Source organism: Desulfobacterales bacterium, assembly GCA_028704555.1.
GTDB lineage: Bacteria > Desulfobacterota > Desulfobacteria > Desulfobacterales > JAQWFD01 > JAQWFD01.
In genome coordinates, this window is the sequence record JAQWFD010000002.1 from 15624 (window position 1) to 37927 (window position 22304).

Annotated in this window: 23 protein-coding genes and 1 pseudogene; 5 read left to right on the top strand and 19 right to left on the bottom strand. The window is 49.2% G+C overall.

The genetic code is table 11. The features are described 5' to 3' along the window. Nucleotides 1-46: 46 nt before the first annotated feature. The 15 genes and pseudogenes from PHQ97_01125 to rplU all read right to left on the bottom strand — a co-directional run bounded on the left by PHQ97_01125 (nt 47) and on the right by rplU (nt 15098). A complete protein-coding gene (locus tag PHQ97_01125) occupies nt 47-652 on the bottom strand; it encodes a DUF2179 domain-containing protein (GenBank protein MDD4391333.1) in 606 nt (201 codons plus the stop codon). Nucleotides 653-888: 236 nt separating this feature from the next. Continuing rightward, nucleotides 889-1047 (bottom strand): hypothetical protein, encoded by a 159-nt coding sequence (locus PHQ97_01130; GenBank protein MDD4391334.1) that lies wholly within the window; start codon nt 1045-1047, stop codon nt 889-891. 101 nt (nt 1048-1148) lie between these two features. Further along, nucleotides 1149-1355, bottom strand: coding sequence for a zinc-ribbon domain containing protein (locus tag PHQ97_01135; GenBank protein ID MDD4391335.1), 207 nt, complete (start codon nt 1353-1355; stop codon nt 1149-1151). Between the two features lie 817 nt (nt 1356-2172). Next, a complete protein-coding gene (locus tag PHQ97_01140) occupies nt 2173-3594 on the bottom strand; it encodes a sigma-54 dependent transcriptional regulator (protein MDD4391336.1) in 1422 nt (473 codons plus the stop codon). A 238-nt stretch (nt 3595-3832) separates the two neighbouring features. After that, nucleotides 3833-4768 (bottom strand): EF-P lysine aminoacylase EpmA, encoded by a 936-nt coding sequence (epmA, locus tag PHQ97_01145; GenBank protein ID MDD4391337.1) that lies wholly within the window; start codon nt 4766-4768, stop codon nt 3833-3835. Beyond that, nucleotides 4765-6087: a histone deacetylase gene (locus tag PHQ97_01150; GenBank protein MDD4391338.1), complete on the bottom strand. Its 1323-nt coding sequence runs from the start codon at nt 6085-6087 to the stop codon at nt 4765-4767. Before PHQ97_01150 ends, epmA begins: the two co-directional genes overlap by 4 nt. Nucleotides 6088-6117: 30 nt before the next feature. Further along, complete coding sequence (locus tag PHQ97_01155) at nt 6118-7806, bottom strand: hydantoinase/oxoprolinase family protein (protein ID MDD4391339.1); 1689 nt, start codon at nt 7804-7806, stop codon at nt 6118-6120. Between the two features lie 396 nt (nt 7807-8202). Then, on the bottom strand, nt 8203-9747 hold the full coding sequence (gene gpmI, locus PHQ97_01160) for a 2,3-bisphosphoglycerate-independent phosphoglycerate mutase (protein MDD4391340.1): 1545 nt from the start codon (nt 9745-9747) through the stop codon (nt 8203-8205). Then, nucleotides 9740-10138: a ribosome silencing factor gene (gene rsfS, locus PHQ97_01165; protein ID MDD4391341.1), complete on the bottom strand. Its 399-nt coding sequence runs from the start codon at nt 10136-10138 to the stop codon at nt 9740-9742. Before rsfS ends, gpmI begins: the two co-directional genes overlap by 8 nt. After that, nucleotides 10135-10800: a nicotinate-nucleotide adenylyltransferase gene (gene nadD, locus PHQ97_01170; protein MDD4391342.1), complete on the bottom strand. Its 666-nt coding sequence runs from the start codon at nt 10798-10800 to the stop codon at nt 10135-10137. Before nadD ends, rsfS begins: the two co-directional genes overlap by 4 nt. 27 nt (nt 10801-10827) lie before the next feature. Further along, nucleotides 10828-12084 (bottom strand): annotated as a pseudogene (locus tag PHQ97_01175) (glutamate-5-semialdehyde dehydrogenase). 93 nt (nt 12085-12177) lie between these two features. Further along, nucleotides 12178-13323 carry a glutamate 5-kinase gene (gene proB / locus PHQ97_01180; GenBank protein ID MDD4391343.1) on the bottom strand — a complete coding sequence of 382 codons (1146 nt, stop codon included), beginning with the start codon at nt 13321-13323 and terminating at the stop codon, nt 12178-12180. Beyond that, nucleotides 13316-14317, bottom strand: coding sequence for a GTPase ObgE (gene obgE, locus PHQ97_01185; protein ID MDD4391344.1), 1002 nt, complete (start codon nt 14315-14317; stop codon nt 13316-13318). The genes proB and obgE overlap by 8 nt, the downstream gene beginning before the upstream one ends. Further along, nucleotides 14314-14568: a 50S ribosomal protein L27 gene (gene rpmA / locus PHQ97_01190; GenBank protein ID MDD4391345.1), complete on the bottom strand. Its 255-nt coding sequence runs from the start codon at nt 14566-14568 to the stop codon at nt 14314-14316. Before rpmA ends, obgE begins: the two co-directional genes overlap by 4 nt. 206 nt (nt 14569-14774) lie before the next feature. After that, nucleotides 14775-15098 (bottom strand): 50S ribosomal protein L21, encoded by a 324-nt coding sequence (gene rplU, locus PHQ97_01195; GenBank protein MDD4391346.1) that lies wholly within the window; start codon nt 15096-15098, stop codon nt 14775-14777. A gap of 725 nt (nt 15099-15823) precedes the next feature. Here rplU and fdhD point away from each other — a divergent pair. Next, a complete protein-coding gene (gene fdhD / locus PHQ97_01200) occupies nt 15824-16612 on the top strand; it encodes a formate dehydrogenase accessory sulfurtransferase FdhD (protein MDD4391347.1) in 789 nt (262 codons plus the stop codon). 80 nt (nt 16613-16692) lie between these two features. Here fdhD and PHQ97_01205 read toward each other — a convergent pair whose 3' ends face one another. The 4 genes from PHQ97_01205 to PHQ97_01220 all read right to left on the bottom strand — a co-directional run bounded on the left by PHQ97_01205 (nt 16693) and on the right by PHQ97_01220 (nt 18635). Beyond that, a complete protein-coding gene (locus PHQ97_01205; protein MDD4391348.1) occupies nt 16693-17310 on the bottom strand; it encodes an HAD family hydrolase in 618 nt (205 codons plus the stop codon). 7 nt (nt 17311-17317) lie between these two features. Next, on the bottom strand, nt 17318-17707 hold the full coding sequence (locus tag PHQ97_01210; GenBank protein MDD4391349.1) for a hypothetical protein: 390 nt from the start codon (nt 17705-17707) through the stop codon (nt 17318-17320). Between the two features lie 114 nt (nt 17708-17821). Then, nucleotides 17822-18043: a hypothetical protein gene (locus tag PHQ97_01215; protein MDD4391350.1), complete on the bottom strand. Its 222-nt coding sequence runs from the start codon at nt 18041-18043 to the stop codon at nt 17822-17824. 43 nt (nt 18044-18086) lie between these two features. Beyond that, nucleotides 18087-18635 (bottom strand): pyruvate kinase alpha/beta domain-containing protein, encoded by a 549-nt coding sequence (locus tag PHQ97_01220; protein ID MDD4391351.1) that lies wholly within the window; start codon nt 18633-18635, stop codon nt 18087-18089. A 336-nt stretch (nt 18636-18971) separates the two neighbouring features. Between PHQ97_01220 and PHQ97_01225 the strand changes: the two genes are divergently transcribed. From PHQ97_01225 to PHQ97_01240, 4 genes are all read left to right on the top strand, one after another. After that, complete coding sequence (locus PHQ97_01225) at nt 18972-19829, top strand: amidohydrolase family protein (GenBank protein MDD4391352.1); 858 nt, start codon at nt 18972-18974, stop codon at nt 19827-19829. 405 nt (nt 19830-20234) lie between these two features. Beyond that, the gene (locus PHQ97_01230) at nt 20235-21074 is read left to right on the top strand and encodes a protein-glutamate O-methyltransferase CheR (protein MDD4391353.1); all 840 of its coding nucleotides are present in this window, start codon (nt 20235-20237) and stop codon (nt 21072-21074) included. Between the two features lie 413 nt (nt 21075-21487). Beyond that, the gene (locus tag PHQ97_01235) at nt 21488-21868 is read left to right on the top strand and encodes a desulfoferrodoxin (protein MDD4391354.1); all 381 of its coding nucleotides are present in this window, start codon (nt 21488-21490) and stop codon (nt 21866-21868) included. 227 nt (nt 21869-22095) lie between these two features. Continuing rightward, complete coding sequence (locus PHQ97_01240) at nt 22096-22257, top strand: rubredoxin (GenBank protein ID MDD4391355.1); 162 nt, start codon at nt 22096-22098, stop codon at nt 22255-22257. Nucleotides 22258-22304 lie beyond the last annotated feature (47 nt).

The following is a 22304-nucleotide window of genomic DNA, read 5'->3' on the forward strand; positions in this document are numbered from 1 at the left end:
CACGGGAAAAAACGATAGCAGCCGCTCACCCCCTGACCATGGACATTCAATACACCGGCCGTTTCACCAGTGCTCTCAATGGATTCGAAAAGCCGTTTCCAATATGCTGTCCCATCGAAAACGGCTGATGATTGACGTATTTTACTTCTTCAACCGTAAACACCGCCTGCGGATTAAAAATTTTAATCAGATTGATGATATCATTGTAGTCTTTTCGCCGGATAATCGTATAAAAGATATCCACCGGTCCGTAAATACCGCTGCCCCGGACCAGGGTAACACCGTAACCGGATGACTTTAGAGCCCCCATCAGCTCATCGGCGTTTTTCTTTGTAAATACCCTTAGCATCAGGGTGCCTACCGACAATTTGTTTTCAACGAAAATCCCGATATAATTACCCATCGAATACCCGGTCGCATAGGCAATATAATTGATCACGTTATTTAAATTCTGCATAATCTGGCCGATGGCAAACAACCAGATCACAACTTCAAAAAATCCGATAACCGCTGCAAGAGATTTTATCCCCTTGGAAATATACACAATGCGCAACGTTCCCAGGGTCACGTCGCAGATGCGCGACAGACAGATTAAAAAGGGGACCATGAGATAAGTAACCATGGAACCGTCCGTTAACATATCAACGTTCATTACAGGTGGAACCTCCTTTTTTCACATCCTTTCAAAAGGATAACACTATTTCTTATTCGTATTGTTCACCCTGCCGATCCCTTCGAACATCCGGGTGGAGCGGGCACAGAAAACAGGTAAAAAAAACAGGACCTTTGGAAAACGCGATACGCTGATTTTCCAAAGGTCCTGTTTCTTTGCAAAAGCGGTGTAAATCTGAGCTTACTGATCTTTTCCGGTCAGGTGAGGGGGCCGAATCAATCCCAGAAATCCTCATAATCATCCGGCAAAAGGTCCATATTCTCATTGCCCATGAAGGTGTCAAAGATGTCTTGAACATAATCATCCAGATCATATTCAGTGCTTTCGTCATACTCGTCTTCGTCACCCTGATAAACTGAATCATCATTTCTCATGATCATTCTCCTTAACGCATTTTCGGGGGTGCCTCCCGGAGCTGTCTGACAGATGGCATCAACTGAGATATTGCCCCCGCTTTTTCCCCAATACTGAGAGGCTATTCATCGTATTTTTTTCTGAAAAACTTCTTTTTGTCACAATGCTTATGGGATGTTCCTGAGCCGCACGATCTGGATTTATTTTTCCGGCATGCCGGGCAGCGTCTGGGCTCATCAAATCCTTTGGCATAAAATTCATTCTGCTCTTCCAGGCTGAATACAAACGGATTATTACATTGAATACAAATTAGAACTTTTTCTTCCATTGCTGATGTCTCTGTTTACATATTTTATTAGATTATACGACCCTCGGTTTCTACAAAATCGCTTTGATGCCGGCCAAACCGTTTGCTGCCGTTCCCATGGAGGATCCACCCGATCGGTCAGCCATACAGAAAGACCTCTGGAAAATTAAATTACACCGTCTTGCTTGTCTTTTTGTCTGTCTTCCGCGTTGTATCAAAGCGTACTCGCTTTGATTCGCCTTTAAAACGAACAAAAATTCTGCTCATATGCGCAATTAATTTTTATCGAGGCCCTATCAGACGGATATAGTCGTCGTTTCTGATTCGCTGTTTGATGCGGACTATAAAGCGACAAAGCACACTTTTGGTTCAAGTTAAGCAATTAAAGTGCCAGCCTTACAATCTGCAGGAATAGCAGGGGCATGAGCGGATTCAATGAGGTTAAAAACAGAATAATCAGTTCCTGTTGATGGAAGAATAAACGAAAATATCCGCCCAGAAAGGGGCTGAGGAGAATAAAAATTCGGTAAGTGTTCGGTTCCATTATCTGAAGCTGGTTCGGTTCAGATCAGAACCGGTTATTCCTTATTTCGGACCGAATAGAAGAACAAAAAGTTCCGATTTTTGCCGCCCCTGCCACCATAAGATTGAATCAGCGCCCTGCGGGCAGGCTGAGGCGCGCTATCGCTGGAGGAGCACTTCGTTTGAGGCAAACGATGGAAATCCCAATCCTATTTAAAAATATTAACAATACTGCGTGTAATCTGCGTAAACTGTGGGAAAAAATATAATCCGAAGACATAAAATTAATTAAACAGGGTGGATAGGGTCGCGAGCGTTATTTGTAGTCTTCTTTTCGAATACCATAACGGGTTAACAGTTTATGAAGCTGGCGGGTGCTGATTCCGGCGGCAAGTGCGGATTGATTGATTTTACCCTTGGTGTCGGTCAAAAGTTTTTTTAGATATTGCCGTTCAACATGCTCAATGCCTCTTCGCCTGACCTCGGCCAGAGCCTGAGATGAATCGAGTTGGAGATGCGCAAGGGGGGCATCGTTTTGGAACAGTTCGAGGGGAAAGCTTTCCGGGGTCAGAACCGAACTGGTTTCAAGAATATAGCCACGTTCCACCAGGTTTTCCAGTTCTCTGATATTGCCGGGCCAGGCATAACGGGCAAATGCCTCCATGACCATCGGATGAACCGCGTGTATCTCTTTTGAATTGAATTTGTTCAAACGATTCAGAAAAATATCCACAAGAATGGGAATATCTTCAATGCGATCGCGGAGGTTGGGAATTTCAATGGGAAAAACACTGATCCGGTAAAACAGATCCTTTCTGAAGCTGCCGGCCGCGCACATTTCTTTCAGATCCGTATTCGTGGCGGCGATGATCCTGACATCGGTTTCAAGCATTTCTTCCCCACCGACACGCGCATAGGTTCTGTCCTGAAGAACCTGCAGCAGCTTGATCTGTGCGGCTGCCGAGATGGTCCCGATTTCATCCAGAAAAATGGTTCCCCCGTGGGCGATTTCAAATTTTCCCAGTTTTCGTTTGATGGCTCCCGTGAAAGCGCCCTTTTCATGACCGAAAAGCTCGCTTTCCAGCAATGTGTCCTGAATCGCACCGCAGTGAACCGTAATAAACTGCTTGTCTTTTCGATTGCTGTGCCGGTGAATCAGCCGGGCCATAACGCCCTTTCCGGTACCGGTTTCCCCATGAAGCAATACCGTGGTGCGCGTTGCGGTAACCGAACGAACCTTGCTGAAGACACTTTTCATAATATCGCTCTGGGTTTTAATAAAATCCAGGGATTCTTTCTCCCAGAACTGATCCCGAAGATAATCCAGCTCGGATTGTTTTATTTTATCCTCATGAATGCTTTCCGTAAAAAAATGAATTTCATCGCGGTTAACCGGATAGGTCAGATAATTATCTGCGCCGGCCTTTACGGCATAAACGGCTTCCCGGATTTTTTCCTGAGGAGACAGGACAACAATGTGCATGCCGGGATTTTGCCAGAACAGGATCAGCGCTTGTTTGTAATGGCCAATGTCAGCGGGGCTGCCATCGGGATTCATCAGAAATGAGATATCAATAAACATAAATTCATATGACTTCTGTTGGAAGCGCATCCGGCAATGGTCGATATCGGGGGCATAGTCTATGTGGTATGTCGCCTCAAAAAAATTCCGAATGGAGACAAATTCCTCTACATTCGCTGTCGCAACAAGAATGGACGATTTTACCGGTTTTTTCATATTTCTGATACCTGACCAAGGTTAAGGATGACCCCTGATGCTGGTCCTGTTTTTTCTGTATTATTTGCCATACGGCTTCTTTGACCACAGGGTAAGCTGATAGTATTAGCGTACCGTTATAGAATCAAGATAAATATCTCAATAAAGATATTGACCTCAACATAAAAAACGGGATTATTTAGGATTAACGGGGAATACTGTGGGAAAATTTCTATTTTCGGGTTATTTGCTGAGGGCCTTACAGTTCTTCCGGGGTAAATGCCACCACATCGTCAATCCGGCTACAATCGGCAAGGAGCATTACCAGACGGTCGACCCCCAGGGCATTTCCGGACGACTCCGGCATAAATTTCAGGGCCGCCAGAAATTTCTCGGGTGATGGATATGCCGATTTCCCGGATGCGATGCGCTCGCCGGCCTCTTTTTCAAACCGCTGCCGCTGCTCTTTCGGATCAGTCAGTTCGCTGAATGCATTACACAATTCCAGCCCGCTGATATACATTTCAAACCGTTCTGCGAAACGATTGCCGTCTTTAAGCCTGGCAAGGGCTCCGCAGGATGCCGGATAATCGTAGAGAAACAGCGGCTTGTCCATCCCGAGACAGGGCTCGATTTCAAACGCGATGACCTCGTCAAAACGGTTGGTACGCAACGCGGCCTCCATGGAAACCGTGGCATACCGGTCAAAGGCTTCCAAAACCGTGAGTCTGTGCCAGGGAGGGGTAAGATCGATGTTTCGGCCCTGATACACAAACGAATCCTTAGCAACGGTTTGCCGGGCCACAAAACAGATCAGCGCCTCGCACTGGGCCATCATATCCTGGTAGTCAAACCCTTGGCAATACCACTCCAGGAGGGTAAATTCGGGCAAATGCCGGTTTCCCCGTTCCTGCTGGCGGAAGCATCTGCAAATCTGGAAAATGCGACCGTAGCCGGCTGCCAGCAGACGTTTCATGCACAGCTCCGGAGATGTATGCAGAAACCATTGCCCGGATGGCGGAGCATCGATATGCAGCTCAGGGGCAGGTGCCGGAATCCGGCAGGGCGTTTCGATTTCCAAAAAAGCTTGTTCGATAAAAAACCCGCGGATCGCCTGGATGATGCGGGCCCTCAACTGCAGGTTACGTTTCAGAAAGGTTTGTCTGAATTCAGAAAACGGTAGATCAGATTTCATACGGTAGCACTTTTTATTAAAAATTTATCCTCTGTCCGGTCCTGAAGGAAGAGCATGTCATATCGATTCACATCCGCCGTGTCATACCATTTCAATGCGGTCTGCCTGCATTCATCACAGGCATTTGACGGAACATGAACGGCCAGAACGTGAAGGCCTCTATCCGATGAAGAATCAATTTTCAAGGCCCCGCCACACTGCCTGCAGATTCGAACCTGCTCGTGCTGGGTTTCGATCAGATTGTCCGTATCGTAAAACACGGAGCGGCTCCTGTCGGCATACTCAGACGAGCCGTACAGCTTTTCCCTGATGGCGTTGCGGTTGTTCCAATTGGCCAGCACCTGTTCACAGGTTTTTTCAATGGCCCTTGATATTTGAGGGGTTTGACGGATAGCCTCTGGATCATAGTTGGGTTCGGTAACCTTTGAATAGTCAATGCCTGCCATGGCCAGTATGATGCCGAGGTTGACATAGGGAAGCGCACCCTCGATGGAATATCCGCCTTCGAGCACCGCAATATCGGGTTTTAAGAGCGTTGTCAGCCGGGCATATCCCTGGGCGGAAAAATTCATATTGGTAATGGGGTCCGTAAAATGATTGTCCTGCCCGGCCGAATTGATAATGATATCCGGCTTGAATTCATCCAGGACTGGAAGCACCACATGGTTTACCGCATACAAAACACCCTCTTCTGACGTAAACGGGGGAAGGGGAATATTGAGCGTTGTTCCCAGCGCATTGGGCCCGCCGAGATCATCCGGAAATCCGGAACCCGGATAAAGCGTCCGTCCGTCCTGATGCAGCGAAATAAACAGGGTGTCAGGATCATGCCAGTAGATGTCCTGTGTGCCGTCACCATGGTGGCAGTCGGTATCGACAATAGCGACTTTGCGGATGCCATAGGCCTTGCGAAGATACTCGATCATGATGGCTTCGATATTGACATTGCAAAACCCTCTGGCACCGTGTACCACTCGCATGGCATGATGGCCCGGGGGCCGGACAAGGGCAAAGCCCTTATCGACTCTTTTGTCCATCACGGCTTTTCCGATGGTTTTTGCGCCACCGGCACTGATGAAATGGGATTCCGTCATGACCCGGTTTTCATTCGGAACGCAGAAATGAACCCGCCGGACATCGGCTACCGTAACCAGCTCCGGCTTGAATTCCCTGATGCCTTCTATGTCCAGAAGGCCTTCTTCAAAAACCTGATCCTGCGTGTAAAGCAGCCGCTCCTCCCGTTCCGGATGCGTGGGGCTGATCGCCCAGTCAAAAGCCGGAAAGAAAACCAGTCCGGTTTTATACGTTGCATGCAACATCATTGGCTCCAATCAGAAGGGGATTTTTTATTATTCATGCGATAAAAGCTCACCGGCAATCCCTTCATATCCATGGATCAATCCGGGTCTGACCTGGACCTTGATGCGGATATTTTTACCGGTCGTATAAAATCCACGGACCATATTAAACTGCTGATCCTCTATAATTTCCATTTCCAGGTCTTCAGCCGATGCCCCTTTTCCCAGCGCTTTTTCCCTGAGCAATTCAAACGCTTTTTCCCGGGCATCCTGTCTCGAAAAATCTTTATTGACCATTGCCACGAAATTTTCTTCGGGTGCGGTTGCGATTTCCCGCTCAGTATCGGCAAACAGGGTCACTTCGCATGTCGTCCGTGCGAGGGCCGCTCCAATGGCATTGGCCACCTGCCATTTGGGAACCACTTCGACATCATATCCGGAAACCTGATTCAGACGTTCGGCGAAAAATGGCGCAGGACCGCCAAGCACCAGTATCTTTTCAGGCCGGACAAAACATCCCTCCCGCAGTTCACGAATCGTATACACCGGCTTGCTGTTGATTTGATCAATCAGATGCCGGGCTTCGCGTAAAATCGTGGCACAGACCGTGTCAACAATCTGCCGCGCCGTTTCTTCGGCATCCGCCTGTAACGCGGCGGCAATCTGCTGTATGCCCTCGAGCGCCTTTTGTCTGTCCCCGTCCCGGATAATGTTCAGGACAAACAGCGCGTCGGTAGGTGTGGGACCAGATCCCCCATAAGCCATGGCCGGTCCGACCCTGTCGGGTCCGATTTCCAGTCGGCCGTCCGATACCCGGATGACACTGTCACCCCCCAATCCGATGGAATGTGTCTGCAACGAACGAATCAGTGTTTTATACCCGCCGATTTGGATGCCGAGGGGTTCAAGCACCGGCACCTTGTCGAGCAATACGGCCATATCCGTTGTGGTTCCGCCAATATCCATGACCAGCACCTCCTTGTTCCCGGGAGCAAATACCATAGCACCCATGGCGCTGGCAGCCGGTCCGCAAAGAATCGACTGGCCGGGAAAATCGATAGAGGCTTCAAAATTCATGGTACCGCCGTCAGCTTTAAGAATGTGGATGGGAATTTTAAGGCCTTTTTGCTTCAATGATTTTTGAACCGCATTGAAAAAATCCTTGTGAAGGGGATAGACCGCGGCGTTTAGATACGTGGTTGAAATCCGTCGTGGAAAATTCAGGCTGCCGGATATCTGATGCCCGAGAAAGACCATCTCAAACTCATCCTTGATGATCTGTCTGATCTTTAATTCATGCGCCGGGTTTCTGACCGAGAATTTTGAAACAATCCCGACATGACGAATTCCCTCTTTTTTCAAATATCCGGCAATGCTGACGATTTGTTTTTCATCGATGGGTTTGATCTCTCTGCCCCGATGGTCAATCGACCCGGATACGGTGAAAAAATACGAATTGGTACGAAACTGTTCCGGATCGATCCCGGGGCCGCTGGATACGATCATGCCCACCTGAGGAATTTTGCGCTGAACAATGGCGTTCGTCGTGAGGGTTGTGCTGAGGACTGCCCGCTTGATTTTCGAGGAATCAATGTTTTCAGTAATTTTCTCAAGCCCCGTTAACACGGTGCTGAAAAGATCTGAATGATTGGTGACGACTTTAATTTCCCTGAGCAGCCCTTTATCTCCCAAGAGCACCACATCCGTATGGGTACCGCCGACGTCTAACCCGATAATCATAATTTATCCCTGAAATACATAAGTATGGATAGGACAATCACAGATAACCTGAAACCATGCCGCGTATCGTGTACATTATCGGCAATCCATAAAATTTGCTCTGAATTTTTAAAGGTTTATGTCTGAACTTTAACGAAAAACCGCAGTACTGTCAATAAATCTCACGGATTATAACAGGGGAAACCATTTTTTGGAAAATAAAAAATTATTAATGACAGGGGGCATGCCGCAGAAAGGATCGTAAATTTGGGCTTGATCATACCTGCGGCCATATTCTCTTACGTGTAGTTTCGAAGTCTCGGCCGTTCCCCCGTATCGTGCTGGAGAAGCCGGGAACGGTCCTTACGACGTTATGGCGGCAGTTATGGTCAAGCCCGGCAGGGGGATTGGTCGGGATTACCGGATAAGCAAAGAACGGCCGGACATCTGCTCCGGCAAGTCAATGTTCATGATATCCAGGATGGTGGGGGCGATATCCGCAAGGATACCCGGGGTTAAACGCATACCTCGCCGGCTCTCATCGACCAGAATAAACGGAACAGGATTGCAGGTATGCGCCGTGTGGGGATGGCCGTCTGTGTCAGTCATCATCTCGGCGTTACCATGATCTGCGGTGATGATGGCAGCCCCGCCGAGCGCCAGAAGACGGGGCACGATTTCCCGGACACAGTTGTCCACGGTTTCGCAGGCTTTGACGGCGGCATCCAGAATTCCGGTATGACCGACCATATCCATATTTGCAAAATTGACCACGATCAGATCATATTCACCGGTCTGCAGCCTGGAGATTACCTCGTTTTTGACGCTTTCAGCGCTCATTTCAGGTTTCAGATCATAGGTCTCCACCTCTCGCGGTGAAGGTATGAGACACCGCTGTTCACCGGGAAAATTTTGCTCCTCGCCGCCGTTGAAAAAATAGGTGACATGGGCATATTTTTCCGTTTCAGCAATTCGAAGCTGTTTCAATCCCCGGTTGCTGATCACTTCTGCCAGCGTATTTTTCATACGAAACGGAGGAAATGCAACCGGCAGATCCAATGTTTCATCATACCGGGTCATGCAGACAAAATCACACAGTTTCGGCAGACAGTTACGATCAAATCCACTAAATTGCTTTTCTGTAAATGCCCGGCTGATCTCGCGCGCGCGATCCGCCCTGAAATTAAAAAAGATAAGCCCGTCCTCATCGCTTACCGGCCGAACCGGTGTCCCCTCATGATCGGTCATTACAACGGGACGGATAAATTCATCGGTTTCATTTTCAGTATAGGCATGCGCGATGGCCTCGACCGGGTCGGTCTCCCGGATACCGGTCCCCTGCGTGTAAAGCCGGTACGCCTTCTCGACACGATCCCATCGCCTGTCGCGGTCCATGGCATAGAACCGCCCGCAGATAGTAGCGATGGTGCCGAACCGGTTTCGGGACATATACTTTTGAAGCTCCCGGATATAACCGATTCCGCTGTCCGGTGCGGTATCACGACCGTCCATGATGGCATGAACATACACCCGGGTGATGCCCTTTGTCCGGATCAGATCCAGCAGGGCAAACAAGTGATCCAGATGACTGTGAACCCCTCCGTCAGAGACAAGGCCCATCAGGTGAAGCGTGGACTGACGCTCTTTGACCCGGGATATGACACGGTTAAATGCGTCATTCTGATAAAAAGTGCCTTCACGGATCGAAACGTTAATCCGGAGAAGATCCTGATACACGATGCGTCCGGCGCCAATATTCAGATGCCCGACTTCGGAATTTCCCATAACGCCTTCCGGAAGCCCCACCGATTCGCCCGAACACAAAAGATGGGTATGGGGATACTGTGCTTTGAGCATATCCAGAAAAGGGGTATTTGCCCGGAATACGGCATTTCCCTTTTCCAAAGGACTTATTCCCCATCCGTCAAGAATCATGAGCATTACAGGGGCCCTGTCAGTCATCCATATCCTCCTCTTCGAAATTTTCAGAGATGTCGGCGGCATCCGGTTCGATGACAATTCGCCCTGCATCACTCCAGAGACTTTCCAGATCATAGAATTGGCGGACCGGCTCGTAAAACACATGGACAATGATATACCCGTAGTCTATCAGAACCCAGTGACCTTCTTTCAACCCGTCCACACTCAGCGGCCTGATGCCCTGGGTTTTAAGATCCCGAACAATATGTTCCGCGATGGCGGAAACCTGACGATTGGACCGGCCGCTGCAGATGACAAATGCATCGGCAACAGACGTCAGTGCATGGACATCGAGCGCAACCAGCTGCAGCGCTTTTCTGCCCCGGGCAGCTCTGACAAACGGTTCAACGGATGATGCTACATCTGTTGTCATGTATACAATCCTCTGGCCTTTATATAAGCGCGAACCTTTTCAGGTACGAGAAATTGAATGGATTTTCCATTCCTGATCTGTTTCCGTATCCGGGTGGATGAGATATCCAGAGAACTTACCTCAAACCCGAAGACACGGTGCATCTCAGGGTGAACAAAGCATGAACGGGACGCAGAATACCGGTAAGCACCGGAAATTTTTTCCTTCAAAAAGGCCTCGAGCATCACATTCTTTGACTGAAAGGCTTCACAGCCCGCTCCCGGCCGTGTCATAACGATGAAAGAAATTTGCCGGAACAACTCCATACAGGAGTTCCAGGTATCAATTTCGAGAAAGGCATCGAGACCAACAATGAAAAAAAGGGTGGTATCCTTACCCGTCATGGATTTAAAGCGACGAACCGTATCGATGGTATAGGATGGACCGGATCGATTGATTTCAATATCGGACACAGCAAACCCGGGTGTGTTTGATGCAGCAAGGCGGACCATCTCAAGGCGGCTTTGCGCATCTATGATGCCATCCGGGCTTTTGTGAGGCGGAATAGCCGACGGGATCAGATAACAGCTGTCAAGTGAAAATCCCTCGTGAATTTCCAACGCCGCACGAAGATGTCCGAAATGAATCGGATTAAAGGTTCCGCCAAACAGCCCGATACGCATAGTCATATATCCGTAAAACAGTTCAATTCAGGATCGTATCTGCCCCTCACCCAGGACAACGAACTTGGTGGTGGTAAGTTCCTCAAGCCCCATGGGACCGAAGGCGTGCAGCTTGGATGTGCTGATACCGATTTCGGCACCCAGCCCGAGTTCCCCGCCGTCATTGAACCGCGTGGAGGCATTGACGATAACCACCGATGAATCCACTTGGCGGACAAATTGCCTGGCGCGCTGCTAATCTGATGTCACGATGGCTTCAGTATGGTTTGAGCTGTACCGGGCGATATGAGAGATGGCCTCATTCATGTCCCGGACCACTTTTACGGCCAGGATAAGATCCAGATATTCGGCGGGCCAGTCAGATTCCTGAGCCGCCCTGGCGTCGGGAACCAGACGGCACGTTTCAGGACAGCCCCTGATTTCAACCCCTGCTGCCGCAAACCGTCCGGCCATGCGGGGTAGAAACCCCGGAGCCACGGCTGAGTGAACCAGCATCGTTTCCAGGGCATTGCAGACTCCCGGCCGCTGAACCTTGGCATTAAAGCAGATATCCTCCGCCATTTGAAGGTCTGCTCCGTCATCCACGTATGCGTGACACACCCCTTTATAGTGCTTCAACACCGGAATTTTGGAATTTTCCACGACAAACCGAATCAGGCTCTCTCCTCCCCGGGGAATGATCAGATCAATATATTCATCCTGTTTCAGCAGGCATTTAACGGCCTCCCGTTCGGTGACCGGAACGACCTGAACCGCTTCTCCGGGCAGACCGGACTGACTCAGCACAGAGCTGATAATGCCGGCAAGTGCCTGGTTGGAATAAAACGCCTCGGACCCGCCCCGGAGGATCACCGCGTTGCCGGCTTTCAGGCAAAGGCCGGCCGCATCGATGGTGACATTGGGTCTGGACTCATAGATGATTCCGATGACGCCAAGCGGAATCCGCATTTTCGAGATCTGAAGCCCATTGGGCCTTATCCAGGCACGGCTCATCGCGCCGACCGGATCATCCAGAACGGCGACCTCCCTCAGCCCGCCGGCCATCGATGCTATTGTTGAATCTGTCACCGTCAGCCGGTCGATCATGGCACTGGAAAGGCCTTTTTCCCTTGCCTTGACCAGATCCCTGCGGTTTTCCTCCTGAATATAAACGGCCTCCTGCTCCAGCTTATCCGCAATCTGTTCCAGAACCGCGTTTTTCCGGGCGGAAGAACAACCGGCAATTTCCTTTGACGCCTGTCTGGCGGCCTTTGCCATAGTTACGATGGTCGATTCAATCGACATATCCTTACTCCTCTATTGCGGTAGTGTCTGAACGAAAAGTGCCAATTTCCCGGCAAGCGCCGGATTCCGATGAATACCTCGCCAGGAGATCCGTCATGGCAGAATGCATTCGGAAATGATCGCCAGGTTGTCCCTGTGTATGACTTCATCGTAGGGTTTAGAGCCCAGACGCTGTTGGATATCCGAAGATTTGAGGCCCTTGATCTTTCGGATATCTTCCGAGCCGTAATTGACAAGACCGGTTCCCAGTGGCAGTCCGTCTGCCGCCTTGAACGCCACAGGATCGCCGACACCAAAATCACCATCGACATCGAGAATACCACTGGAGAGAAGGCTTTTACCGTTTGTCACTACGGCCTCGGCTGCACCGCTGTCAATATAGATCATGCCTTTGGGTTTCAGACTGAACGCAATCCAGCACTTGCGGCTGGTCAGTTTTCCTTTTCCGGGAAGAAAAAACGTTCCGTATTCCCGGCCTAAAAAAAGCAACGTCAGGATATCCGGCTCCGTTCCTTTTGCAATCACCATGGGGATACCGGCCGCGGTGACCTTTCTGGCCGCTTTAATTTTACTCAGCATACCGCCGGTACCGAGAGCGCCGGGTATTTCACCGGCAATTTTTTCAATATTTTTTGTAATTGAAGGAATATAGGAGATCAGTTCCGCTTCGGGGAAACTTCGGGGATCTTTGGTATACACACCGTCGATATCGGTCAGATTGATCAGGATATCGGCATCCATCAAAATGGCAATCATTGCCGCAAGATTGTCATTATCGCCGAATTTGATTTCTTCAATCGAAACGGTGTCGTTTTCGTTGATAACCGGAATCACGCCCCATGACAGGAGGGTATTGATAGTATTACGGGCGTTTAGATATCGTTTCCGGTTGCTCAGGTCTTCTCCGGTCAACAGAATCTGAGCGGTTTTTTTCCGGTAACGGGCAAACGCCTTTTCGTATTCCAGAATAAGCCCGGCCTGGCCCACCGCGGATACCGCCTGGCGCCTGGGTATCTCATCCGGCCTTCCGGGAAGCCCCACTTTTTTTACACCCAGCGCCATGGCGCCGGAGGACACCACAATCACCTCCAGCCCGCCGCCAATCAACTGGCAGATCTCATGACTGACCGACCGGATCAACTTCAGGTTTAATCCGTTTTTTTCGGAAAGAACGCCGCTTCCCAGTTTGATTACAACACGTTTTGCGCTTTCAAAACACCGTTTTCGACTGTTATTCATGGAGCCTGTCCAGCATTAGAACGATTTGGGATAGCAATGCATCAATTCCATGTCGGGTGGCCGCCGAGACTGATAAAACCGGTTTGTCTTTCAAAGCGTCCCTGAACCGTTGCGCCCCGACTTCCGCCCCGGGCACGTCCAGCTTGTTCAACACGACGATCTGGGGCTTTTCCACCAGCAACTGGCTGTACTTCAGCAGCTCGGTATTGATGATATCATAGGCATGAAGGGGGGCGGCCGGGTCTATGGCGGCGGCATCAATCAGATGTACCAGTATGCGGGTCCGCTCAATATGCTTCAAAAATTGTATGCCAAGACCGATCCCCGTATGAGCGCCTTCGATCAACCCGGGGATATCCGCAACAACAAATGGTTCACCCTGACCGGGTTTTACTACGCCCAGATTCGGAGTGATCGTGGTAAACGGATATTCGGCGATCTTCGGCTTTGCAGAAGAAATAACGCTGATCAGTGTGGATTTGCCGGCATTGGGCAATCCGACAATTCCGACATCGGCCAGCAGCTTCAGCTCCAGATTGAGAATCAGTGTCTGGCCGGATTCGCCCGGCTGGGCAAAACGGGGGGCACGGTTTGTAGACGTTTTAAAACGCAGATTTCCCTGCCCGCCTCTGCCGCCTTTGGCAATGACAAGGGTGTCTCCGGGTTCGACAAAATCCTTGATGACCTCTTGCGTACCGACATCGGTGACCAGGGTTCCGGGAGGAATTTCAATTACGATATTATCCCCCTTTTTTCCGGTTTTCTGTTTCCCCTGGCCATAGCCCCCATTTTGAGCCTTGAAAACCTTTTGATATCGGAAATGATACAGCGTCCGCTTCCGGAGACTTGCCACAAATATGACACTTCCCCCATCGCCGCCGTCACCTCCGTCCGGTCCGCCCAGGGGAATGAACTTCTCCCGTCTGAAACTGACGCAGCCTCTTCCACCGTTGCCGGACTGAACCGTCACTGTCGCTTCATCAATGAATTTCACTCAGCGTAAACACTCGCTCTCTTACGTGAACGGCCGGATCGTTCGTAAGTTACGACCCCGTCGATTTTGGCAAACAGGGTATAATCCCTGCCAAGGCCGACATTTTCACCCGGATGAATCCGGGTGCCCACCTGACGGACCAGAATGCTGCCGGCAGTCACCATCTGGCCGCCAAAACATTTAACGCCACGTCGCTGACCGTTACTGTCGCGACCATTTCTTGAACTTCCACCCGCTTTTTTATGTGCCATGGTTATAACTCCTTACAAACCTTTCGGTATGATAGTTGACGGCTTCGTAAATGTCCGGTGTTCAGGTCATCTGGGCTTTTTAATATCACACAAACCCGATATCCTTCTGAAAAAACAGGGAATTTTCCCAATTTCCGCGACAGCCGGACCGGACCGTGTACACCGGGATCTGAGTCTTTTTTACGTTACCACCCGATTCGAACCTCTTACAAACTCATCGAGGGTTGAATGCTGTCAATCTTAACTGCTGTAAACATCTGCCGGTGACCTATTTTCCGGCGATACCTTTTTCGACACTTATACTTGAAGGCAATAATTTTTTTACTCTTGCCCTGTTCGACGATATGCCCCTGAACCAGAACATTTTCCAGCACCGGCTGACCTAAAGACAGATTTTCACCGTCAGCCAGCAAAAGGACATTATCAAATGAGATGGAGCTTCCCACATCCCCGGCAAGCTTTTCGACTCGCAGCGTCTCGCCTTCCTCAACTTTATATTGTTTTCCGCCGGTTTTAACTACCGCGTACATTTTCTGTCCCTCCTGTCATATAAAAATGATTGAGATAAATAAATCCAAAAAACATAAAAAATCACTGATTCCAAAAAAATTGTCAAGAAAAAAATAAGTTCCCCTCTTCGCAGAAAACTCCCTTTCCCTGAAAATTTTCAATCGTATTGCCCAAACGGCATTTCAAATCATGAAACGATCTATTTTAAATTCAATTGCCCATGAAATCAATTGATATTTATAAAAAAATGGGTTCCCGGTAGACTCCCCCCTGAAAACCATGTATAGCTTAGTGCCTGAATGAGCCGATTTATTCTTATCCACCGGCTATCCGGCCCGAAGCTGTAACGATTGTTTTGCGATACCGTTAACATAGAGGGTTTCATGAATATTATCTTAGAGATCCTGACCATTTCATGGTCGATTTTCCGGGAATCTTCCATATATATGCTTTTCGTTTTTTTATGACCGGCGTACTGCACGCGTTTGTTCAACCCGAGCAGGTGGTTACGCTACCCGGGCAAAGGGCGTGTGCGCCCTGTGCTTCTTTCCGGAGCCGATCAAGACAGCCGCATCGATCCTGCCGGTTATTTTGCTTGCGACCTCGATCTGAAAATTCTACAAGAGCAACAGCCCCTGTTCATGCCAGCGGCAGGGACGATGAATCGTTCAGCAGCCTGTTAAACGGCTCTTGAATACATACGGTTTCTTATATTACGATAAAGGAGGCTACGTTGGATATCTTCATGAATCATCAGGTTACATTCTGGCGCCCGGATTCCGAGGTACATGAATATCATAAATTGGTGGTTGAAGAGCCCTTGTTCATCCACCTTCACAACAGCCCCATTTACACGACCATGCGAACCCCCGGCGATGAAATTGCCCTTGCTGCCGGTTTCTGTCTGTCTCAGGGAATCATAAACCACCCGGACGATGTCGAATCGTTTGACTTTGACGACAAAACAGCGCCCAATCTCGTCAACGTCACATTAAAATCTTCTGCCCGGGGAAAAACCGGCGGTCGGTACAAAGAAGGGTTTGAGGTTCATGAACCTGACCGCGGCTGCGCAGAGCGGCTGATCGATGAGCTGTTCCGAAGCGTTGGACCAGCTTCGGACAATCATCCCATCGACATTGCCCGCGCGTTTGAATGCATTGATACATTGTCGGACCATCAGGAGCTGCGCCGGTTTACCAGAGCATCCCATGCCGCTGCGGCATACAGCTCACACTATGACCTGCTGTCGGTTTCCGAAGATGTGGGGCGGCATAATGCGCTGGATAAATCGATCGGGAAGCTGCTGCTTTCCGGCGGACTTCCTCAGACGGCATTTCTGGCGCTTTCCTCCCGTATCAGCTTTGAACTGGTTCAAAAAGCGGCCAGGGCACATATTCCGACAATCATTTCCGTTTCAAGGCCGACCGCTTTTGCCGTAAGACTTGCCTCAAAACTGAATATGACACTGGCCTGCCTTGCCAAAGGACCGGGTCTTTATATCTTTTGCGGACATCACCGCCTGACCGATTCGTAATAAACGCAATGCATCGCGCCGGATTCCGATACGCCGATAGCCGATGACAGGAAATCAGCCGCTGTTTAACCCGCGATGAATCAGAGATCGAGAATGGTTTCCAGTTCCTTTAAGCTGCTGATATGATAATCGGCGGACAAAGATGGATTGCCGTATGCCGCCAGGGGGATACCCGCTGCTTTTGCGGCCTGTTCATCCAGCAGGGAATCTCCGACATACAATGCCTGATCGGATTGAATATTAAAAAAATTCAAAACCCTGAGCAACGCTTCCGGATGAGGTTTTGGATAAACGACATCCATGGCGCTGACCACCAGGTCAAACGAGTCCTCCAATTGATACGCTTCGAGTACCCGGCGCATGGTATCGGTCCGGTTGGTCGCGATGGCGGTCTTGAAATCCGGCCGGAGTCGTTTAAGCAGAGGCCTTAAATAAGGCTCAATTTTCATATGCGGGATAAAGGCCTCATAGCCCATTTTTTTACTGTAAGATTTGGCTTCATCCACCCGCTGATCTCCTGCAAACAGATAAAAAATGGCTTCATCCGTGGTATGCATATGCACATAGGCAAACTGGCCGTCTGTCATATCCGCCTTGCCGAAATGGTTCAGAATATGGTTAAAATAGCTTCTGTTGGCATTTGCCGAGTCGAACAGCACCCCGTCACAGTCAAACGCAATCACTTTCGTCGAATTCACTTTTACCTCAGTTGACTTTTCCCCGCACGGTTTCCAGAATATTGCCATAGACATTGATAACCAGTTCAGGCCGGACCGGGCTGTCGGTTTTTAAATAGATCAGATCATAGTATCGGGCTTTTTGCTGCTTTTTGTTCGTGACGGTCAGCACATATTTGGTTATGTCCGCTTCTATCGTTTCTTTCAGGTCCAGCGTGACATGCCTGCCATCCTTTGCCCTCAGCCCCGTAATTTTGAACGCATATTTTTTTTCAGGAACAATCGAAACCTGCGCGCTGATCTCCGTGTCCGCGGCGCCGACCAACCGGACAATTTTCGGATTGATGGTTACCACGTTTTCCACCATGCCGGTGATCGTCAGCGTGCGGGAAGGCTGCTGCGGGTCATCCGTCTTCACCGCGATATTTTTTGTAAGTTTTTTTCCGCCATAGCCTCTGGTATTGACTTTAATTATAATTTTTCCCTCGCCGCCGGCAGGGATCTGTCGTGAATAAAAGACAGTGGTGCAGCCTCAGCCGCTTTTGACTTTCTGAATATTTAACGTGGCATCACCGGTATTTTTTACAATAAAATCATGCATAATCTCAGGGCCATCCGGTGTCGTCCGGAATTCATAACGGGTGTCTGAAAAACTGGCTGCCGGAGACGGCGCCTGCTGTGCCAACGAACAGACCGTCTCAACAATCAGCAGACAGCAAAAAAATATAGCCGCATGGCATACTCTCAATTTCATGAGCAGCTCCTTGATTTTAACGGGATCGGCCGTGTTCCGCGGGTTAAAAGTGTCTCGGTTTGCAGATGATCTCGTGTATTTTCATATCAAAAAAATTGGACTGATGAGCAGGCGTTAACACCAGTGCGGTGTCCACACCGCCCGATGTTCCCCCGATGGCGATGATATTTTTCCCTGACAATGCCCCTGCGTCCGCGGCCATGATCGCCACCTCAACAGCAACTTTCGTGCCCTGCCCGAACAGCCTTAAGGTATCGGCAATCAAAAGCGCGGGGTAGGCCCCCGAATACTTTTTAGCCACCGACCGTTCAATACCCGACAGCGCATGGGTAGCCGAAACAATCGTAACCCCCTTTCGGGTCAGGTCCTCCCGGACCTCGGCGGGCATGACCGATTCAAAGGGCTTGATGACGCCGCAGTGATACGTTACGGCAACAATCCTTACATCCTTGAAGATGTCCAGCGCCTTGCGGGCGCTGCCGCCCCTTGTAGACGAAATAACCACCTCATCGATGCCCAGCTCTATTGCCCGCTGACAAGCACACATCAATGTCTTCTCCGTATTGACACTTCCTGCTGCTTCAAAATACATGTAACCGCTCCTCAGGTATCCGGACAGATTTATCAATAAAATACAGCCAGATACCAGTTATCATCAATTGAAATTATCCGGTAAAGACCGGATTTTTGGACAAGCACGGTAAAACAGCTGAATAAAAAAAACCGTTTACTGCCGCAGACGCTTCAACAGATTCATATCTGTTCATTATCGTTTATAATAACTTCAGGGCCTCGGCAAGGATGAATTTCACCGCCCGGCCTGTCTTTTTATCCGTCTGAAATTTATTCTTGCCGGGACCCTTATATTGTATTACAAAAACTTTTTCAGTCAATACTTTTGAATCTCATTCAACCGGGAACCTTCGCTATGTTCATTGATTTTCATACACATATATTTCCAAAAGAGATCCGTGACCATCGGGAACAATTTTTCGCCGCCGAACCGGAATTTAAACTGCTCTACAGCCTGCCCGGTTCGAAAATGGCCAGCTGCAGGGAGCTTTTGGATTCCATGGACCGCCATCGGGTGGACCGTTCCGTCATATTCGGATTCCCATGGAAAAACCCGGACCTGTGCAAAAAGCATAATGATTATATCCTGAAATCGGTCGCTGCGTTTCCGGATCGTCTGACCGGTTTTTGCTGCGTAGATCCATTTCACCCGCAGGCAGTAGAAGAAATCGACCGGTGCAGGCGCTGTGGGATGAAGGGCGTGGGTGAGCTTGCCTTTTATCAGACGGGAATCTCGATGAAGGCAGTCACCGAACTGGAACCGGTCATGTCCTTTTGCCGTAAAAACCATCTTCCCGTCTTGATCCACACCAATGAGCCGGTCGGCCATCACTATCCGGGCAAAATGCCCGTCGGTTTAAAGGACATCGATCAGCTGATCAGCCGATTCCGAAACAACACCCTCATTCTTGCCCATTGGGGGGGGGGACTGTTTTTTTTCATGCTTTTGAAACGGGAAATGAAAGACAAGTTCAGCAATGTGTATCTGGATACGGCCGCATCCCCCTTTCTGTATGATTCCGGAATCTATCAGATCGCATCCCGTATTATCGGCAGCCGGAAGATTCTGTTTGGAAGTGATTTCCCGCTGTTGAGTCCGTCCAGGTATTTAACCGAGATGGAACAGGCCGGTCTGTCAACCGGAGATCTGGACAATATCTGCGGGTTGAATGCTCTCAGGCTTCTTGGCCGGACGGCCGATATCAGATGCTGACGGCCTGACGGTAAAACCGTATACCGGCGTTTTTACGGGACTTTATCATAACTGCGGCCATATTTTGCTGTGCGTAGCCTCGGAGGCCCGCCCATTGCCGGCATCCCCCGGATCGTGCTGGAGAAGCCGGCTATGGGCGAAACGGATCCCGTGACATTGTGACCGCAGTTATGATCAAACCCTTTTTACGGAATTACCCTGTTCGGAAAACAATCCATTGTATTATATTATGAAGTTCGGTAAAAGGAGCGGGTTACATAATTTCTGCCGAAGAAATCAGAAACCGGCCATTGATGAATCATCGGCATCGCCATGCATAAATTCACCAGCCATACGTAAATATTGTTCCGGACGCCATCGTGTGGTGTGGCATTAGCAAACAAGCCCCTGGCATTTGAATAAGTTATGTATTATTTAGAACTATCCGATAAAGATTTTGCCCTGTTCAGATCCCTTGTGTATGAAAAATGCGGAATCAATCTCCATGAGGGGAAAAAAGAACTGGTTCGTGCCAGACTGGGTAAACGACTGCGACAGACCCATTTCAAAAAATTCAGCCAGTATTATAAATACCTGATTGAAGAAGACACGGGCGATGAGCTTATCGAAATGCTCAATGCCATTTCAACGAATCTTACGAGTTTTTTCAGAGAATCAAAGCATTTTGACTTTCTGACCGAAGAAGCACTCCCGTCGTATGCGTCCAGATTGCCGTCTGATCGAAGCAGGCCGTTACGCGTATGGAGCGCGGGCTGTTCCAGTGGTGAAGAGCCTTATTCTATAGCCATTCAGTTATGTGAATATTTAAAATCAGCAGCGACCCGGGATATCCATATTCTGGCAACCGACATCTCCACAAAAGTACTGTCGACCGCTGTGGGTGGCATTTATCAGGAAGCGCAAACCGGAACCATATCCAAAGAACTGCTGCGAAAATACTTCCAGAAAGGACTCGGAAAATGGCAGGGCCATTACCGAATAAAGGCCTTTGTCCGGAATATGGTTGAATTCAGGCGTCTGAATCTGATGGAACCGTTTTCATTCCATCAGCCGTTTGATATCATTTTTTGCCGGAATGTGATGATTTACTTTGACAAAAAAGGCCAGCAGACGGTAATTGACAAATTTTATAAACACCTGGTACGGGGAGGGTATCTGTTTATTGGTCATTCCGAAAGTCTTATGAGCACAAAACACCGGTTTAAATATGTCCAACCAACCATATATCTCAAGAATACCGACTGATCGACAAGTCTATTGCGCCTGAATGACATCACCGGCATGCAGACCCGCGCGGCTATTTTTTGAGAAACGCAATTGATTCCGAACTTTTCTCTGTCGTTTTTCTATGATATACATATCTTATGTGATTTTAACCAGGCCGTCGTGATCCCGTGTTTCTTTATTGCCTGTAGCAGCACCTTTTTCTTAAAGCCCTCGTCAGTGTCCATCCAAAAATTGGATAGTTTTCTCAAATACAAAGGAAACAAAGAGGTTAACCTCAGTACATGGCGTATTTTGAGTATTAACATATGATTCATCCCCCGGGCCGGCCGGATTTATTCGCCGGACCATTCCGGTTCGGCATTTTCACCGTCATAGCATCGTTCTACAGCATCACACACCTTTCATTTTTCATGATTTACAAAGGAGGACAAATGGCAAAAAAACTGGAAGTTTATAAATGCAATCTTTGCGGAAACATCGTTGAAGTTCTTCACGGAGGCGAAGGCGAACTGGTATGCTGCGGAGAGCCGATGGAACAGATGATCGGAAACACGGTCGATGCAGCAAAGGAAAAGCATGTGCCGGTTATGAAAAAGGCCGGAGGGAAAATTACCGTCACGGTCGGCAGCGTAGCCCATCCCATGGAGGAAAAACATTATATCGAATGGATCGAACTGGTTGCCGATGGCAAGGCGTACCGCCAGTTTCTGGCTCCCGGCCAATCACCGGAAGCCGTTTTTACCATCGAGGCCGGTCAGATAACCGCCAGAGCGTACTGTAATCTGCACGGGTTATGGACAGCTGCCGGATAACCGGTTCTGCGTATCCGCATCATGCAGGAAAATCAGGCCGCGGAGCCGCTCGCTCTGTTTAGCGGCAAAAGCAGATTAAAAATTCACAAGGTACGGGGCCTGCCATCGCGAAAAGAAAGTTGAAGGCAAGTCCAGCGGCCCGACTCCCTGAAACCGTTGCCATGGGAAATAAGGGCCAACGGGATTCAGGTCATCATTTCTTAACAACATCGTACAGGAGAATCAAAATGGACAAATATGTATGCATCGTTTGTGGATATGTTTACGATCCGGGCAAGGGCGATCCGGACAACGGCATTGACCCGGGAACCGCGTTCGAGGATCTCCCCGATGACTGGGTATGCCCGGTATGCGGGGCCGGCAAGGACGATTTTGAAAAGGAAAAATAACGGCCGACCGCAAGGATAACGGGCATGATTGCGAAATCATGCCCGTT

Excerpts from the sequence above, each read along its gene's own strand:
- PHQ97_01125 (MDD4391333.1), bottom strand. The coding sequence starts at position 652 with ATGAACGTTGATATGTTAACGGACGGTTCCATGGTTACTTATCTCATG.
- PHQ97_01130 (MDD4391334.1), bottom strand. The coding sequence starts at position 1,047 with ATGAGAAATGATGATTCAGTTTATCAGGGTGACGAAGACGAGTATGAC.
- PHQ97_01135 (MDD4391335.1), bottom strand. The coding sequence starts at position 1,355 with ATGGAAGAAAAAGTTCTAATTTGTATTCAATGTAATAATCCGTTTGTA.
- PHQ97_01140 (MDD4391336.1), bottom strand. The coding sequence starts at position 3,594 with ATGAAAAAACCGGTAAAATCGTCCATTCTTGTTGCGACAGCGAATGTA.
- epmA (MDD4391337.1), bottom strand. The coding sequence starts at position 4,768 with ATGAAATCTGATCTACCGTTTTCTGAATTCAGACAAACCTTTCTGAAA.
- PHQ97_01150 (MDD4391338.1), bottom strand. The coding sequence starts at position 6,087 with ATGTTGCATGCAACGTATAAAACCGGACTGGTTTTCTTTCCGGCTTTT.
- PHQ97_01155 (MDD4391339.1), bottom strand. The coding sequence starts at position 7,806 with ATGATTATCGGGTTAGACGTCGGCGGTACCCATACGGATGTGGTGCTC.
- gpmI (MDD4391340.1), bottom strand. The coding sequence starts at position 9,747 with ATGACTGACAGGGCCCCTGTAATGCTCATGATTCTTGACGGATGGGGA.
- rsfS (MDD4391341.1), bottom strand. The coding sequence starts at position 10,138 with ATGACAACAGATGTAGCATCATCCGTTGAACCGTTTGTCAGAGCTGCC.
- nadD (MDD4391342.1), bottom strand. The coding sequence starts at position 10,800 with ATGCGTATCGGGCTGTTTGGCGGAACCTTTAATCCGATTCATTTCGGA.
- proB (MDD4391343.1), bottom strand. The coding sequence starts at position 13,323 with ATGAATAACAGTCGAAAACGGTGTTTTGAAAGCGCAAAACGTGTTGTA.
- rpmA (MDD4391345.1), bottom strand. The coding sequence starts at position 14,568 with ATGGCACATAAAAAAGCGGGTGGAAGTTCAAGAAATGGTCGCGACAGT.
- rplU (MDD4391346.1), bottom strand. The coding sequence starts at position 15,098 with ATGTACGCGGTAGTTAAAACCGGCGGAAAACAATATAAAGTTGAGGAA.
- fdhD (MDD4391347.1), top strand. The coding sequence starts at position 15,824 with ATGAATCATCAGGTTACATTCTGGCGCCCGGATTCCGAGGTACATGAA.
- PHQ97_01215 (MDD4391350.1), bottom strand. The coding sequence starts at position 18,043 with ATGAAATTGAGAGTATGCCATGCGGCTATATTTTTTTGCTGTCTGCTG.
- PHQ97_01220 (MDD4391351.1), bottom strand. The coding sequence starts at position 18,635 with ATGTATTTTGAAGCAGCAGGAAGTGTCAATACGGAGAAGACATTGATG.
- PHQ97_01225 (MDD4391352.1), top strand. The coding sequence starts at position 18,972 with ATGTTCATTGATTTTCATACACATATATTTCCAAAAGAGATCCGTGAC.
- PHQ97_01230 (MDD4391353.1), top strand. The coding sequence starts at position 20,235 with ATGTATTATTTAGAACTATCCGATAAAGATTTTGCCCTGTTCAGATCC.
- PHQ97_01235 (MDD4391354.1), top strand. The coding sequence starts at position 21,488 with ATGGCAAAAAAACTGGAAGTTTATAAATGCAATCTTTGCGGAAACATC.
- PHQ97_01240 (MDD4391355.1), top strand. The coding sequence starts at position 22,096 with ATGGACAAATATGTATGCATCGTTTGTGGATATGTTTACGATCCGGGC.